The sequence below is a fragment of the Prevotella sp. P5-126 genome, assembly GCF_002251185.1.
Classification (GTDB): Bacteria; Bacteroidota; Bacteroidia; order Bacteroidales; family Bacteroidaceae; genus Prevotella.
On record NZ_NPIZ01000031.1, the window covers coordinates 15162 to 30674 of the forward strand.

Below are 15513 nucleotides of genomic sequence, written 5' to 3' on the forward strand. Positions count from 1 at the left end.
AATTAAAATAAACATACACTATGAAAGTAATGAAATTTGGCGGTACTTCGGTAGGTTCACCAAGCCGCATGAAGGAAGTTGTCAACCTGGTTACGAAATCAGGCGAACCCGTTTTCATCGTTCTCTCTGCCATGTCAGGAACAACAAACTCTCTGATAGAAATCTCTGATTATCTCTACAAGAAGAATCCGGAGGGAGCGAACGAAGTTATCAATATGCTTGAAAAGAAATACATGAAGCATGTTGAAGAACTCTACACCACCGACGAGATGAAACAAAACACCCGTGAATTCATCGCATCGGAGATGAACTACCTGCGCTCCTTCACCAAAGAGCTCTTCACTTCGTTTGAAGAGAAAAGCATTGTGGCTCAAGGTGAAATGATGTCAACCAACATGGTGGTCAACTACATGAAAGAACAAGGTATCAAGGCTGTACTGCTCAACGCACTCGATTTCATGCGCACCGACAAAAACTCGGAGCCTGACCCCACCTACATCCGCGAGAAACTCTCTGCCATCATGGAGAAGAACCCTGACAATCAGGTATATATCACCCAAGGATTCATCTGCCGTAATGCCTATGGCGAGATAGACAACCTCCAACGTGGCGGTTCTGACTATACTGCATCGCTCATCGGAGCAGCTATCAACGCCGAGGAAATCCAGATCTGGACAGATATTGACGGTATGCACAACAACGACCCACGTGTCGTTGAAAAGACCGAACCCGTACACCACCTCCATTTCGAAGAGGCTGCTGAATTGGCATATTTCGGTGCTAAAATCCTGCACCCCACCTGCATCCAACCTGCAAAATATGCCGGAATCCCCGTACGTCTGCTCAACACGATGGATCCTGAGGCTGAAGGTACTACCATTTCCAACCAGACTGAATATGGCAAAATCAAGGCTGTTGCTGCAAAAGACAATATCATCGCCATCAAGATCAAGTCTAGCCGCATGCTCCTCGCAACAGGTTTCCTGCGCAAGGTATTCGAAATCTTTGAGAGCTACCAAACTCCTATCGACATGGTTTGTACGTCAGAAGTGGGAGTTTCCATGTCAATAGACAACTCCGCACACCTTGGAGAAATCGTTGACGAACTCAAGAAATACGGCACAGTAACCGTAGATACCGGCATGTGCATCATCTGTGTGGTAGGTGACCTCGACTGGTCGAACATCGGATTCGAAACCATGACGCTCGACGCCATGAAGAATATCCCTGTTCGCATGGTCAGCTATGGTGGTTCTAATTATAATATCTCATTCCTTATTCGCGAGGAAGATAAGAAACGTGCACTTCAAAGTTTAAGTGATACCTTATTCAATAAGTAAAACCAACGACAAAGGGAGGAGACCTCTCTACTAAGGCTCCTCCCGATTGCCTGAAATGCAAAATAGACAACACAATGACAAAAGGACAATTTCCCACCCATAAATTTCAACAACTCCGCACCCCTTTCTACTACTATGACACAGAACTGTTGCGCAAGACTCTTCAGACCATCTGTCAAGAGACTATGCGACATGAAGGTTTCTGCGTACACTATGCCGTAAAAGCTAATGCAAACCCATACCTGCTCCGCATCATCAGAGAGGCTGGACTGGGAGCCGACTGCGTGAGTGGCGGCGAAATAGAAGCAGCTCTCAAAGCAGGATTCCCTGCCTCTAAAATTGTCTATGCGGGCGTAGGAAAGAGCGACTGGGAGATCAACCTCGGACTCGACAAAGATATTTTCGCTTTCAACGTGGAGAGTATTGCCGAATTAGAGGTTATCAACGAACTGGCTGCCGCCAAGGGAAAGGTGGCTCGCATTGCCCTTCGCATCAATCCTAACGTAGGAGCACACACCCATGCCAATATCACCACCGGACTGGCTGAAAATAAATTCGGTATTGCCATGGACGACATGCTGGCAAGCATCGAAGAAGCAGCCAAACTCAACAACGTGAAATTTGTAGGCCTCCATTTCCACATCGGAAGCCAGATCCTCGACATGGGCGATTTTGAAGCGCTCTGCAACAGAATCAACGAACTGCAGGACCTACTGGAAAAACACCACATCCAGATAGAAAACGTCAACGTGGGCGGAGGTCTCGGCATCGACTACCAACACCCCAACCGAGTCCCCATTCCCAATTTCCAGGATTATTTCAACGTATATGCCAAAAAGTTGCGCTTGCGTCCAGGACAAACCCTACATTTTGAGTTAGGTCGTGCCGTAGTCGCACAATGTGGAACGCTCATCGCGCGTACCTTATATATAAAACAAGGCGCCGTCAAGCAGTTTGCCATCATCGACGCTGGAATGACAGACCTCATCCGCCCTGCCCTCTATCAAGCCTATCATAAGATAGAGAACATTTCGAGCGAAGAACCTGCCGACACCTACGATGTGGTAGGACCAATCTGTGAGTCAAGCGACGTATTTGCCAAACAGATAGACCTCAACAAATGCCATCGTGGTGACTTGATTGCCATCCGGTCTGCTGGAGCTTATGGAGAAATCATGGCTTCACAATACAATTGCCGCCAACTGCCGAAAAGCTACATGAGCGAAGATCTATAAATACCATAACACTCTCATCATCAAAGGACTATGACTATCACATTCGACTATTTCTCTATTGCAATATCTGTTTTCCTATTGCTGTTGGCCCTCATCTCTCCTTGGTTCAGTAGCATGGCAAGACGTCCCCGTATCAAAATGGCTGACGACATACAGAATGCCTCGGAGAACGATGTCGATGAAAGCACCTGCAATAGTGATTCTACAGAGACGACGGAGGTTCATACCCCAACAGGGGTAACCTCCGCACTACCGTTTGTTTCCATTGTCCTGGCCGTACACGACAATGCCTGTGAATTGGAAGAAAGACTGCCCCAACTCTTGGAACAACAGTACCGGGGAAAATGGGAGGTCATCATTGTCGATGAATCATCAACGGATGATACACAAGACGTGCTTACGCGTGCAAAAGCTAAATATCCACGGCTCTACACCACTTTCATTCCCGAATCAAGCCATTACATCAGCCGCAGGAAACTCTCGCTTACCATGGCCGTCAAGGCCTCAAAGGGCGATTGGATATTGATAACCGACATAGACTGCAAACCCACAGGCAACCGCTGGTTGGCAACCATGGCGGAACACGCAACCGACGACAAAGACCTGGTCATGGGCTACACCAGTTATGATGCCGACACTCCTGCCTATTGGCGCTATGACCGCCTCAACACGCTGTGTTACCAACTGCATCGCATCAAAAACGGAATTGCCTATCGTAACATCGGCTGTAATCTGATGTTCCGTAAATCAGACTTTATCCAACAAAAGGGATTTCTCCACAACCTGGTTCATCTTCGGGGAGAATACGACTTCATTGTCAACGAGATGGCAACACCAGACCGCACCGCTTTTGTCTATGACTTTCAAGCGCAGCTCTGTCAGCGTTGCCCTGCTGACAAGACGTGGCTTTACGACCATCTCTACTATTTAGAGAGTCGCACGCTGATGAAGCGCGGATTACGACATCGACTGCTCTGCAACACCGACCAATGGATGCTCCATCTGGGATGGCTGCTTCCCATGGCAGCGCTTGCCTATGCCATATCCGCATCAAACCTCGTCGTGACCGTTGCTGCCACCATAGCCCTTCTGCTGACATTGGTAACACGACTGACCATCTTCCTCAGCACCTGCAGACAGTTTGACGAACACATCTCCTGGTGGAAGGCACCATGGCTTGAAGTGCGAACCGTCTGGCAAAACGCATGGTTGATGTGGCGGCATCGGCGAGCCGACCGCTTTGATTTTATCCGAAAATAATTTCAGAGAAGCACACACAGCCTATTATCACAATTTTCAAACTTCAAATCAAGTTTACGTCTCATGAATATCCTACACTACTTCGACAAGACAGACAGCATGACCGCCCAATATATCGCCATGCTGTCAAGAGTGTCTTCACATGAGACTGCGATGTTCTTCGCCACAGACTGCCAGGAGGCGCTGAAAATACTCCAGATGGCAGACATCAACATCCTCCACATACACGGATGCTGGCGTACATCGACTGCCAGACTTTTTACCAAAGCTCGCACCAAGGCCATTCGCTTGGTCGTCTCTCCCCACGGACAGCTGGAACCTTGGTTTTTCAACCAGCGGTATTGGAAAGAGAAGCTCCCTAAAGCCTTACTGTTCCAACACCGCATCATCAGTCAGGCATATGCCATCGTTGTGGAGGGAGCCATGGAAGAAGAGTGTCTGCGCAAACTAAACTGGAACAAACGCATCATCATTGTGCGCAACCCCATTATCACCTGTTCCATCACAGCCGAAGAAACACTCCGACAACTGACACAGATCTACCGACGCATCATGGACAGCAATACCATTGAACTGATGCAACCGGAAACCTTGTCAACACTCCGACTGGCCATCAAGGCTGGAATCACCCAAGATATCCGCTGGCTTAATCTGCCGGCATCACACACGCCGCCACACCTTGACGAAGAAGGGTGGCGCCAGATCCGCTGTTATGCACAGCAGGAGCAAATTGAACAGCTGATAGACAGAGGACTTCGTATCCTGCAATGCGATTGCCCTCACTTCGACGAAATGAAGTCGCACCCCTTCTTTCCCGACCACTACCAACCGTCAAAGGGAATAGAAGAAACCATCGGAATGAGTTTCACCAGCGAAAACAAACGACTGATAGAAACCTTCCGACTGTTGCATCGTCTCATATCCCGTAACAAACTAACTGTCTGTCACCTATGCGAACTCGACAAAGAATTACGCGAACACGACTGCAACGAAGAGAAACTCACAGAGAGTTTAGAAGAACTCCGGCTGCTGAAAAGCGCCAGACGCCTGATGCAGGTCATGGTTGAGGAAACCGGCTTCGACGAAGGATTCATGCCATTCCCCCCACTCAACGACCGCATCACCCGAAACATAGAACGACAAATCAAAAACCATCTGAAGATATGACGAAAGAATCCGTTACCCTCCGTCGCGACATGCACTATTTGCAACTCCTGTCCAACAGTTTCCCTACTGTTGCGGCAGCATCGACGGAAATCATTAACCTTGAAGCAATACTCAATCTCCCCAAGGGCACAGAACACTTCCTTGCCGACTTACACGGTGAGAGCGAGGCTTTCCAGCATGTTTTGAAAAACGCATCTGGAAATATCAAGCGTAAGGTGGGCGAACTCTTTGCCGGCGACATCCGCGACAAAGAACAGCGAGAACTGTGCACGCTCATCTATTATCCCGAACAGAAAATCGAACTCATCAAAGCCGCTGAATCCGATCTGGAGGACTGGTACCATATCACCATCCATCGGTTGGTGGCCGTCTGCCGCGACGTCAGCAGCAAATACACACGTTCTAAGGTTAGAAAATCGCTGCCTCCCGATTTCTCTTACATCATCGAAGAACTGCTTCATGAGCGTACCGACGATACCGACAAGGCTGCCTACGTCACCGTGATTGTAGATACGATTATTTCTACAGGACGTGCCGACGACTTCATCATCGCCCTCTGCCACGTCATCCAGCGACTCGCCATCGACCAATTACACATCCTGGGCGACATCTTCGACCGAGGATCCGGTGCCCACATCATCCTCGACACCATGCGCCATTACCATTCCTGGGACATCCAGTGGGGCAACCACGATATTCTATGGATGGGCGCTGCTGCCGGCAACGATGCCTGTATCTGCAATGTGCTGCGCCTTTCGCTGCGCTACGCCAACTTAGCCACTCTCGAAGAGGGCTACGGCATCAACCTCGTACCATTGGCAACCTTTGCCATGGAGACCTACGGCGACGATCCCTGCAAAGAGTTCAAACCCAAACTTCTGAAAGGTTCCCACCTCGATGAAAAGACCATGCGCCTCACGGCATTGATGCACAAGGCCATCACCGTCATACAGTTCAAGACAGAAGCTACCATCTTCAAGCGCCGCACAGAATGGGCAATGCAGGACCGTTGTCTGCTCGAAGCGATTGACTATGCTCACGCCACCTGCACCATCGGCGACACCGCTTACCCCATGACTTCCTGCCTCTTCCCCACTATCGTATCAGGTCCCGACTGTCAACCGACATTCGAACTGACTCCCGAAGAGACACAGTTGATGGAGAAGCTCCACCACTCGTTTCAAGTCAGCGAGAAGCTCCACAAGCACGTCAAGATGCTCCTGTCACATGGTTGCATGTACAATATCAGCAACCACAACCTGCTGTTTCACGCCTCCTGTCCGCTCAATGCTGACGGTTCGCTGAAGAGCGTTGCACTCTATCATGGAGAGCTTTACAGCGGTATGGAACTGATGACACGCTTGGGCATGCTCATCCGTTCTGCATTCAATAGCGATACAGAGCCGGAACTTCGCCAGTACGCCATCGACTATTTCCTCTATCTTTGGTGTGGTAAAGACTCACCCTTGTTTGACAAATCAAAGATGGCTACGTTTGAGCGTTATTTCCTTACTGACTGCGAGACCTATAAAGAGGAGAAAGGCTACTATTTCCAGTTGCGCGACTCCGAAGAAGTATGCGACCGCATCCTTGATGCATTCGGTGTGGCAGGCCCCAACCGCCACATCATCAACGGCCACGTTCCCGTCCATGCCTCCAAAGGTGAGAACCCAATCAAAGCCAATGGCAAACTGATGGTCATCGATGGAGGATTCTCCGAGGCGTATCATAGCGAGACGGGTATTGCGGGCTACACCTTGGTCTATCACTCACGTGGATTCCAGTTGGTTCAACACGAACCCTTCACAAGTGCTTCCGATGCTATCAGAAAAGGTACCGACATCAAGTCAACAACCCAGTTGGTCGAACTCTCCACCCATCGCATGCATGTGGCAGATACCGACAAGGGTGACGAACTGCGTGCACAGATTGACGACCTCCGACAGCTGCTCTATGCCTACCGTCATGGTTTTGTGAAAGAAAAGAAATAGTGCCCTACCCTATGGCAACAGTAATCATCTCGCTCGGTTCCAACCATCGGCAGGCCGCCCACATCCAGTGGGCGTCACAATGGCTGCAGACTATGCTGACCGACACCACATGCAGTCGCCTCTTATGGACTGCCGACATCAAAGGCAGCGGCATCATGTATATGAACCGCTTGATCAAAGGCACGACCGACTTGTCTGCCGACTCCCTCAACGCGTTGCTTAAGGCTGCAGAACAGCGTTGCGGCCGACAGGGAAGTCGGGTGTCTGTCGATCTCGACCTCATGCAGTACGACCAACAGCGGCTGCACCTTCGCGACTGGCCTCGTCCTTATATCCAACAACTAATCAATGACATCTTATGAAACGTTACGTCTCATTCCTTGTCCTGCTCATGACCGCCATCAGTCTGCAGGCACAAGATTTCCAACAGTTCTTCAACGACAGCACCCTGCGCCTCGACTACATCTTTGCCGGTGACAAGAAGAGCCAGCATATCTACCTCGACCAACTCCACAAGAGTGCCGGATGGTACGGTCGGCGTCATCATCTCGACCAACTGCCTTTAGAAGGCAACGGCGACATCACCATGAAAGATGCAGCCACAGGAACCGTCATCTACCGCCACTCCTTCTCCACCCTCTTTCAGGAATGGCTCTCTACTGCCGAAGCACGGCAGACCAGTCGGTCATTTGAAAACGTATTCCTCGTTCCCTACCCCCGCCAAGCTGTAGAGATCACCGTCACCCTGCGCGACTATCATGCCCGCACCATGGCGTCGATGACCCATCGTGTCAATCCCACCGACATCCTCATCCGTCGCCAGCACCAACAGAGCCGTTACACCACGATTCATGCTGCTGCCGACACCGCCCGATGCATCCATGTGGCTTTTGTTGCCGAGGGCTACACCATCGGACAGATGGATCAGTATCTTGCCGACTGCCGTGCAGCCACCGAGGCGCTGTTTCGCCACGAACCATTCAAGCAACTGCAGGATCGTTTCAATATCATCGCCATCCAATCGCCTTCCCACGATACAGACGTCAGCCAACCCGGTAAGAACATCTGGCTCGACACCGCCCTGGGAAGCCATTTCGACACCTTCTATTCCACACGCTACCTGACCACCCTGCACCTCAAGCGCCTTCACGACCTGTTGGCAGGAACACCATACGAACATATCATTATCCTGGCGAATACAGCCCACTATGGCGGCGGAGGCATCTACAATTCCTACAACCTCTGTTACACGCGTGGCCAACAGTTCCTTCCTGTGGTGGTTCATGAATTCGGTCACTCCTTTGGCGGCCTTGGCGACGAATATCCCTACGGTGACGACGACCCCATGTATTTTGCCGATACCGAACCCTGGGAACCCAACCTCACCACCCACACCACGCATCCTGCCAAATGGCAGAAACTCATCGACGAAGGACGCGCCTCGCTGGTAGAGGGTGGCGGCTATCTCACCCATGGCGTATGGCGCGGACAGGAAGATTGTCGTATGCGCACCAACGAGCACCCCGACTTCTGTCCCGTCTGCCAAGAAGCCCTCACCCGCCTCATCAAGTTCTATACCGAAAAATAAACCGAAACTGGTTTCCGTCCGACAGCGATCCAACACCCATTGGGTCGCTGTCGATGTGAATAAATCTTAAATAACAGACCATCATCATCATTATCTGTAATTTTTCACTACCTTTGTATCATACTTACAAGAAGAAATAAGGGGTGCGTCACGATTGTGTTGCTGAGATTATACCCATAGAACCTGATGCAGGTAATGCTGCCGAAGGGATTGCTTCTTTTTTCTCGCCTTGATGGTTCAGGCAAAAATCCAGAAGCTGTTTCTATTCCGTATCGTCTTTGAAAGTACGTCAGCAGATGTACCTCAGAAAAATGAAAACAAAATGAGGTATATTAGCGTACTGACCATAGCAGGATCCGACAGTTGCGGTGGAGCCGGCATCCAGGCAGACCTCAAGACCATGTCGGCCTTGGGCATTTATGCCGCTACCGCCATCACATCCGTCACCGTTCAGAACACCACTGGCGTGCAGGCGGTACAAGCCATCCGTCCAGACATCGTAGCCGGACAGATCAAGGCGGTCATGGACGACATCGCCCCAAAGGTAATCAAGGTGGGAATGGTCAATAATGCAGAGATCATCCGTGCCATTGCCGACACCCTCTCCCCTTATCCCCATGCCACATTGGTGATCGACCCCGTTATGGTTTCTACGAGCGGGGCGCTACTCATGCAACCCCATGCGGTTGAGGCGTTCTGCCAACGCCTCCTCCCCCTATGCACCCTGCTGACTCCCAACATCCCCGAAGCCGAAGTCCTCTCCCACACCTCCATCCGCAGCATAGACGACACAGAACGTGCCGCCCGCCACATTCTGCAACTCGGTTGCAGGGCGGTACTCATCAAGGGCGGACATCTGGAAGGACAGGCCAAGACCGACGTACTCTACCAAGCCGACACCCCTCCGTTGTCATTCTCCCATCCCACCGTTACTACACGCAACACCCACGGCACGGGTTGCACCCTATCCTCCGCCATTGCCTCATTTATCGCCCGTGGCTCATCCCTTCCCGAGGCGATACAACAGGCCAAGTGCTACCTGTCCTCTGCCATAGAAGCCGGCAAGGATGTCAGCATAGGAAGGGGCAACGGCCCAGTAAACCATTTGTTTAACCCAGAAAAGCTAATCATACAATGATACAGTTTATTACACACACCAACGACCGTTACGACTACGTAGAAGGAGCACGCCTCGCCTTGGCAGGCGGATGTCGCTGGATCCAGCTCCGCATGAAAGACGCGCCGAAAGATACGTTCATGGCGGCAGCCACAGCCATCGGCCAACTCTGTAAGACATGTCATGCCACATTCATCCTCGACGACCATGCAGAATGGGTACAGGAGGCAGGTGCCGACGGCGTACATCTCGGCAAGAACGATATGCCCGTGAGTGAGGCACGCAAACTCCTGGGCAGCCGATATGTCATCGGCGGCACCGCCAACACCTTCGACGATGTCGAACGACTCTACCGCGATGGAGCCGACTACATCGGCTGCGGTCCGTTCCGCTTCACCACCACCAAACAAAAACTGTCCCCCATCCTCGGTGCAGACGGTTACCGCCGTATTGTCAGTCAGATGAAGCTCCACCACATCACCATCCCTATCGTAGCCATTGGCGGCATCTTGTCCTCCGACATCCCTGACGTCATGGCAACTGGAGTCAGCGGTATTGCCGTAAGCGGCGCCATCCTCAATGCCGACAGTCCTGTGGAAGAGATGCAACGTTTCATCCGTCTTACAGAGAAAGAAATAGCCAAATAACTCAATATAAAAGAAATGGAAACAAAAATCAAGATCAATTATCCATCTTCCGAGAAAGTCTATCTGCAAGGAAAACGCTATCCGGAACTGCGCGTGGGTATGAGAAAGGTAAACCTCACCCCCACCGTCACTTTCAAGGGCGATGTGCGCCATGAAGAAGCCAATGCCCCCGTCTATGTCTATGACACCAGCGGACCGTACAGCGACCCCGATATGGCTATCGACCTGAAACAGGGACTCCCTAAATTGCGTCAACCGTGGATTGACGGTCGCAAGGCGGGAGAGACACAGATGTACTTCGCCAAACAGGGCATCATCACGCAAGAGATGGAGTATGTGGCAATACGCGAGAACATGAACTGCGAGGAATTGGGCATTACCACCCACATCACCCCGGAATTTGTCTGCAAGGAGATTGCTGAGGGACGTGCCGTAATCCCAGCCAACCGCAAGCATCCCGAAAGCGAGCCGATGATTATCGGTACAAATTTCCTGGTGAAGATCAATACCAATATCGGTAATTCCGCCACCACATCGGGCATCGAGGAAGAGGTGGAAAAGGCCGTATGGAGTTGCAAATGGGGCGGCGACACGCTGATGGACCTTTCCACGGGAAAAGACATCCACGAAACGCGCGAATGGATTCTGCGCAACTGCCCTGTTCCCGTAGGTACCGTACCGATGTATCAGGCTTTTGAGAAGGTCAACGGCAAGGCAGAAGACCTGACGTGGGAGATTTTCCGCGATACGCTCATCGAGCAGTGCGAACAGGGTGTGGACTATTTCACCATCCATTGCGGCATCCGTCTGAAGAACATCCATCTTGCCGACACCCGTCTGACGGGTATTGTCAGTCGCGGAGGCAGTATCATCTCCAAATGGTGTAAGGTACACCAGAAAGAGAGTTTCCTCTACGAGCACTTCGATGACATCTGCGACATCTGTGCCCAGTACGATGTAGCCATCTCCCTTGGTGACGGCCTCCGTCCCGGTTCTACCTACGATGCCAACGACGCGGCGCAGTTTGCCGAACTCGACACCATGGGTGAACTCGTAGAGCGTGCTTGGGCCAAACACGTACAGGCATTCATCGAAGGTCCCGGTCATGTTCCCATGCATAAGATCAAGGAGAATATGGAGCGCCAAATCGAGAAATGCCACGGAGCACCCTTCTACACCCTCGGTCCGCTCGTCACCGATATTGCCCCCGCCTACGACCACATCACCTCTGCCATCGGCGCCTCGATGATCGGATGGTACGGCACCGCCATGCTCTGCTACGTCACCCCTAAGGAGCACCTTGCCCTCCCCGACAAAGACGATGTGCGCACTGGTGTTGTAACCTATAAGATTGCCGCCCATGCTGCCGACCTTGCCAAGGGTCATCCCGGTGCCACCGTCCGCGACAATGCGCTGAGCAAGGCACGCTACGACTTCCGTTGGAAAGACCAGTTCAACCTCTCGTTAGATCCCGAACGCGCCCTGGAATACTACAAGGCAAGCAATTCCGTCGATGCCAACTACTGCACCATGTGTGGCCCTAATTTCTGCGCAGCACGCATCAGCCATTCCCTAAAGAGCTGCGAAGAAGAAAAGTAACAAATCTATAACCCAATAAACAACAACAAACAATGATTGAAACACAAGTATCAAAAGGTATCATCAGTACCTATTTCGACAAACTCCAACGTAATCTGAATCTCGACGTAGCCATTGTGGGCGGAGGCCCCTCAGGCATCGTCGCCGCCTATTACCTCGCCAAGGCAGGTCTCCGTGTAGCCCAGTTCGACCGCAAGTTGTCTCCTGGTGGCGGCATGTGGGGAGGCGCAATGATGTTCAACCAGATTGTCATTCAGGAAGAAGCCATGCACATCGTCAAGGACTTCGACATCAACTATCAGGCCTTTGAAGACGGACTCTACACCATCGACTCCGTAGAGAGCACATCTGCCCTGCTCTACCACGCCGTTCATGCCGGTGCCACCATCTTCAACTGCTATTCGGTAGAAGACGTCATCTTCAAAAACAATGTTGTCAGTGGTGTTGTGGTCAACTGGACTCCAGTACTCCGTGAAGGCCTCCATGTTGACCCGCTCAATATCATGGCGAAATGCGTTATCGACGGCACAGGTCACGACAGCGAGATGTGTAAGGTCGTTGCCCGCAAAAACGGCATCAGCCTCGACACAGCCACCGGCGGTGTTATCGGCGAGCGTTCCCTCGACGTAATAGAAGGCGAGCGCATGGTCGTAGAAGGCACCCGTGAGATCTACCCCGGCCTCTACGTCTGCGGCATGGCATCGTCTGCAGTGGCAGGCACTCCTCGCATGGGGCCCATTTTCGGTGGCATGCTGATGTCAGGAAAGCGCGTTGCCGACCAGATCATCGAGAAACTCAAGAAATAACCATCCATCTTCATCCTGCAACCTATGAAATGGATTGTCATCACCTCTCCCGACTTTCTGCCGGGAGAGGTTTCTACCATCGACACCCTCTTCCGCAGCGGTATCGACCTGCTCCATGTGCGCAAGCCCACCGCCTCGGCAGACGCCGTCAGACAGTTTCTTGCCACCGTTCCTACTCAGTGGCTTGGTCGCATCGTGCTCCACGACCATTTCCACCTTGTCGAAGAGTTTCCCCTCCACGGCATTCACCTCAACCGTCGCAATCCCCAGCCCCCCGCCGCCTTCCACGGCAGCCTTTCCGCTTCGTGCCACAGTCTTGCAGAGGTAGCAGAGCGCAAGACCCAGTGCGACTACGTATTTCTCAGTCCCATCTTCAACAGCATTTCCAAGACCGGTTACCACGCCGCATTCCAGGAGTCCGTCCTGCGGCAAGCCGCCCATTCTGGCATCATCGACCAGCAGGTAGTAGCCTTAGGTGGAGTCACCGCCCGCCATCTCCCATACCTCAAGTCCCACCATTTCGGTGGTGCCGCATTCTTAGGCGACATCTGGCAGCGCACCACTCTCCCCTCCTTCACCGCCTATCTGCAACAGATCTCGCAAGAGATCTAATGTCTCACAGATTTTCATGTTGGTACTTCCGAGGTTTTTGTTAAGAAAAAAATCCGTAATCCGTGTGAGATATTAAAAATCCGTGTAACACATTACTTTCGTATGAACTTGAGTTTCTGTGGGTTGATAGTCAGAATAGCAACGGCAACGAGAATCAGCATCCCACCGACAACACCAATAAATCCCAAGGGCTCACCCAGTATCACAACACCAACCACCATGGCAGTCAGCGGTTCAAAAGCACCAAGAATAGCCACGATCGTACTGTCGATGAGTTTCAGCGAAACAGTCACGCAGATATTACTTATTGCCGTAGGAATCAAACCTAAGAGCGCCAGGTCAAGCCAGCAACTGCTGTCAGGAACTTCTTCCACCCCACCGTTGGTCATCAGACTATAGGCAATCAGTAGCCACATACCCGTGAAAAACACATAAAAGGTGAGTTTTAGACTCGCGATGTGCTTCACTTTCAATCGAGGCACAAGGATGAGATAGATACCATACGCCAGTCCAGACGCCAATCCCAATAGGAGACCAATCATCGAGAAGGTGCCATCTCCAGAAAACACACCAGTCATCATCATCACACCCAGAGAGGCTAACAAAATACTAGAGGTGAGTTTGATGGAGAACTTATCACCGAGAAATGCCAGTCCGATGAGTGCACACCAGATGGGGTCGGTATAAACCAAAGCCGTTGCAATACCCGACGACAGATACTTGTAACATTCAAGTGTTGCGAGGGCTGTGGTAATATAGAAGATGGCAAGCAACACGATACGCAGCAGTTCTGACAGACTCACACGCATATTCGTCTTACGCAACAGGAGAATGGCAAGCATGGCTGCCGAACCAAACAGAAAACGATATACCAGGATGCTAACATTATCCATTCCTGCAGCAATAACAGGAATTGAAAACAAAGGTATCATTCCAAACGATACACCAGAAATGATACCATTAACCACACCGCGTAACTGACTATTCATATGCTTTGTACAAAAGAGCTGCAAAAGTACATGATTTTTTTGTGAAACACAAAACATTCTGCATCAAATTTCCATTAAACCTTCATGACTGATTCAGGCCATACCCTAACCATTGTAAAATACATCAAAAAGTAATAGGCAGAAGGCTTGGCTGTCTAAGAAAAAAATAGTATTTTTGCAGCCCGTGATTGACGGTCAACCAAACGATAAAAGAAAAATGGCAAGCAAAACAAAAAAAGATTCTCGCGAACGCCGAATCTATCAAGTAACCCTCATGGGCAGCGTGGTCAATATGGTATTGCTATTGGCAAAATTTGCAGCAGGCATTTTCTGCCATTCCGCAGCCATGATAGCCGATGCCGTACACTCGCTAAGCGATTTCCTTACCGATATCGTAGTGATAGTCATGGTCAGGCTAAGTAGCAAACCTGCCGACAAAGACCACGACTATGGACATGGAAAGTACGAAACCATTGCCTCGTCGATAGTAGGAATGGCGTTGATGCTTGTAGCCATCATGCTGGCATGGAACGGCATCATGAAGATCATTGACGCCATCCACGGCAAACAGTTAGAAGTCCCAGGAGTGTTAGCATTCTTTGCTGCCATCGTCAGTATTGTTGCCAAAGAAATCGTATTCCGCCTGACGCGCCAAACTGCACGTGCTGTCAAGTCACAAGCCCTTGAAGCCAATGCCTGGCACCATCGTAGCGATGCCCTTTCGTCAATCGGCACAGCCATAGGTATTGGAGGAGCCATCATGCTTGGTCAGCAATGGGCAGTCCTCGACCCCATTGCCGCTGTTGTAGTGAGCTTCATGATCTTCTATGCCGCCTTTCGCATTTTGCGTCAGGCATCAGGAGAACTCTTAGAAGAAAGTCTTCCTGAATCCGTAGAACAAAAGATTTGCGACATCGTCTATCGTGATCCGTTGGCAAGCGACATCCACCAACTCTACACGCGTCGTATAGGCAATAATATCGCCATCGAAATGCATCTTCGTTTACCAAGCGACCTCAAGCTCTCCGATGCCCATCAGCATGCCTCCTCCATCGAACGGGCCATCCGAGCTGAGTTTGGTGCCGACACCCACATTATGCTGCATATTGAACCAACAAAAGATTAGTTCTGATCTATGATCTATAATTTATGATTTTCGTTA

General features: G+C 50.9%; 14 protein-coding genes and 1 riboswitch. Of the genes, 13 read left to right on the top strand and 1 reads right to left on the bottom strand.

Features of this window, described 5'->3' with window-relative positions:
* Nucleotides 1-20: 20 nt before the first annotated feature.
* The 12 genes from CIK90_RS02645 to CIK90_RS02700 all read left to right on the top strand — a co-directional run bounded on the left by CIK90_RS02645 (nucleotide 21) and on the right by CIK90_RS02700 (nucleotide 13362).
* On the top strand, nucleotides 21-1340 hold the full coding sequence (locus CIK90_RS02645) for an aspartate kinase (protein WP_094433973.1): 1320 nt from the start codon (nucleotides 21-23) through the stop codon (nucleotides 1338-1340).
* A 74-nt stretch (nucleotides 1341-1414) separates the two neighbouring features.
* Nucleotides 1415-2575 carry a diaminopimelate decarboxylase gene (gene lysA, locus CIK90_RS02650; protein ID WP_094464286.1) on the top strand — a complete coding sequence of 387 codons (1161 nt, stop codon included), beginning with the start codon at nucleotides 1415-1417 and terminating at the stop codon, nucleotides 2573-2575.
* A gap of 30 nt (nucleotides 2576-2605) precedes the next feature.
* The gene (locus CIK90_RS02655) at nucleotides 2606-3835 is read left to right on the top strand and encodes a glycosyltransferase (RefSeq protein WP_094464287.1); all 1230 of its coding nucleotides are present in this window, start codon (nucleotides 2606-2608) and stop codon (nucleotides 3833-3835) included.
* 63 nt (nucleotides 3836-3898) lie between these two features.
* Nucleotides 3899-5002, top strand: a complete 1104-nt coding sequence (locus CIK90_RS02660) for a hypothetical protein (protein ID WP_094464288.1) — start codon at nucleotides 3899-3901, stop codon at nucleotides 5000-5002.
* Entirely contained in the window at nucleotides 4999-6993 is a 1995-nt protein-coding gene (locus tag CIK90_RS02665; RefSeq protein ID WP_094464289.1) for a fructose-1,6-bisphosphatase, read from the top strand. The genes CIK90_RS02660 and CIK90_RS02665 overlap by 4 nt, the downstream gene beginning before the upstream one ends.
* 11 nt (nucleotides 6994-7004) lie before the next feature.
* On the top strand, nucleotides 7005-7355 hold the full coding sequence (locus CIK90_RS02670; protein ID WP_094433969.1) for a 2-amino-4-hydroxy-6-hydroxymethyldihydropteridine diphosphokinase: 351 nt from the start codon (nucleotides 7005-7007) through the stop codon (nucleotides 7353-7355).
* A complete protein-coding gene (locus tag CIK90_RS02675) occupies nucleotides 7352-8581 on the top strand; it encodes a M64 family metallopeptidase (protein ID WP_094464290.1) in 1230 nt (409 codons plus the stop codon). The genes CIK90_RS02670 and CIK90_RS02675 overlap by 4 nt, the downstream gene beginning before the upstream one ends.
* A 129-nt stretch (nucleotides 8582-8710) precedes the next feature.
* Nucleotides 8711-8809: riboswitch (TPP riboswitch) on the top strand.
* A 94-nt stretch (nucleotides 8810-8903) separates the two neighbouring features.
* Nucleotides 8904-9719 (top strand): bifunctional hydroxymethylpyrimidine kinase/phosphomethylpyrimidine kinase, encoded by an 816-nt coding sequence (gene thiD / locus CIK90_RS02680; protein ID WP_094434013.1) that lies wholly within the window; start codon nucleotides 8904-8906, stop codon nucleotides 9717-9719.
* The gene (locus CIK90_RS02685) at nucleotides 9716-10345 is read left to right on the top strand and encodes a thiamine phosphate synthase (RefSeq protein WP_094433967.1); all 630 of its coding nucleotides are present in this window, start codon (nucleotides 9716-9718) and stop codon (nucleotides 10343-10345) included. Before thiD ends, CIK90_RS02685 begins: the two co-directional genes overlap by 4 nt.
* A 15-nt stretch (nucleotides 10346-10360) precedes the next feature.
* Complete coding sequence (thiC, locus tag CIK90_RS02690) at nucleotides 10361-11944, top strand: phosphomethylpyrimidine synthase ThiC (protein ID WP_094391070.1); 1584 nt, start codon at nucleotides 10361-10363, stop codon at nucleotides 11942-11944.
* Between the two features lie 32 nt (nucleotides 11945-11976).
* Nucleotides 11977-12750 (top strand): sulfide-dependent adenosine diphosphate thiazole synthase, encoded by a 774-nt coding sequence (locus CIK90_RS02695; protein WP_094391071.1) that lies wholly within the window; start codon nucleotides 11977-11979, stop codon nucleotides 12748-12750.
* A gap of 24 nt (nucleotides 12751-12774) precedes the next feature.
* The gene (locus CIK90_RS02700; protein ID WP_094464291.1) at nucleotides 12775-13362 is read left to right on the top strand and encodes a thiamine phosphate synthase; all 588 of its coding nucleotides are present in this window, start codon (nucleotides 12775-12777) and stop codon (nucleotides 13360-13362) included.
* 92 nt (nucleotides 13363-13454) lie between these two features.
* Here CIK90_RS02700 and CIK90_RS02705 read toward each other — a convergent pair whose 3' ends face one another.
* The gene (locus CIK90_RS02705) at nucleotides 13455-14351 is read right to left on the bottom strand and encodes a DMT family transporter (RefSeq protein WP_158216018.1); all 897 of its coding nucleotides are present in this window, start codon (nucleotides 14349-14351) and stop codon (nucleotides 13455-13457) included.
* A 217-nt stretch (nucleotides 14352-14568) separates the two neighbouring features.
* On the opposite strand from CIK90_RS02705, the gene CIK90_RS02710 reads away from it, so the two are divergent.
* Nucleotides 14569-15477, top strand: a complete 909-nt coding sequence (locus CIK90_RS02710; RefSeq protein WP_094464311.1) for a cation diffusion facilitator family transporter — start codon at nucleotides 14569-14571, stop codon at nucleotides 15475-15477.
* Nucleotides 15478-15513: the final 36 nt, after the last annotated feature.

What these genes read in the sequence shown, in the direction of transcription:
- CIK90_RS02670 (WP_094433969.1), top strand. Translation starts at nt 7,005, where the DNA reads ATGGCAACAGTAATCATCTCGCTCGGTTCCAACCATCGGCAGGCCGCC.
- CIK90_RS02660 (WP_094464288.1), top strand. Translation starts at nt 3,899, where the DNA reads ATGAATATCCTACACTACTTCGACAAGACAGACAGCATGACCGCCCAA.
- lysA (WP_094464286.1), top strand. Translation starts at nt 1,415, where the DNA reads ATGACAAAAGGACAATTTCCCACCCATAAATTTCAACAACTCCGCACC.
- CIK90_RS02710 (WP_094464311.1), top strand. Translation starts at nt 14,569, where the DNA reads ATGGCAAGCAAAACAAAAAAAGATTCTCGCGAACGCCGAATCTATCAA.
- CIK90_RS02700 (WP_094464291.1), top strand. Translation starts at nt 12,775, where the DNA reads ATGAAATGGATTGTCATCACCTCTCCCGACTTTCTGCCGGGAGAGGTT.
- CIK90_RS02645 (WP_094433973.1), top strand. Translation starts at nt 21, where the DNA reads ATGAAAGTAATGAAATTTGGCGGTACTTCGGTAGGTTCACCAAGCCGC.
- CIK90_RS02705 (WP_158216018.1), bottom strand. Translation starts at nt 14,351, where the DNA reads ATGAATAGTCAGTTACGCGGTGTGGTTAATGGTATCATTTCTGGTGTA.
- CIK90_RS02695 (WP_094391071.1), top strand. Translation starts at nt 11,977, where the DNA reads ATGATTGAAACACAAGTATCAAAAGGTATCATCAGTACCTATTTCGAC.
- thiC (WP_094391070.1), top strand. Translation starts at nt 10,361, where the DNA reads ATGGAAACAAAAATCAAGATCAATTATCCATCTTCCGAGAAAGTCTAT.
- CIK90_RS02655 (WP_094464287.1), top strand. Translation starts at nt 2,606, where the DNA reads ATGACTATCACATTCGACTATTTCTCTATTGCAATATCTGTTTTCCTA.
- thiD (WP_094434013.1), top strand. Translation starts at nt 8,904, where the DNA reads ATGAGGTATATTAGCGTACTGACCATAGCAGGATCCGACAGTTGCGGT.
- CIK90_RS02665 (WP_094464289.1), top strand. Translation starts at nt 4,999, where the DNA reads ATGACGAAAGAATCCGTTACCCTCCGTCGCGACATGCACTATTTGCAA.
- CIK90_RS02675 (WP_094464290.1), top strand. Translation starts at nt 7,352, where the DNA reads ATGAAACGTTACGTCTCATTCCTTGTCCTGCTCATGACCGCCATCAGT.
- CIK90_RS02685 (WP_094433967.1), top strand. Translation starts at nt 9,716, where the DNA reads ATGATACAGTTTATTACACACACCAACGACCGTTACGACTACGTAGAA.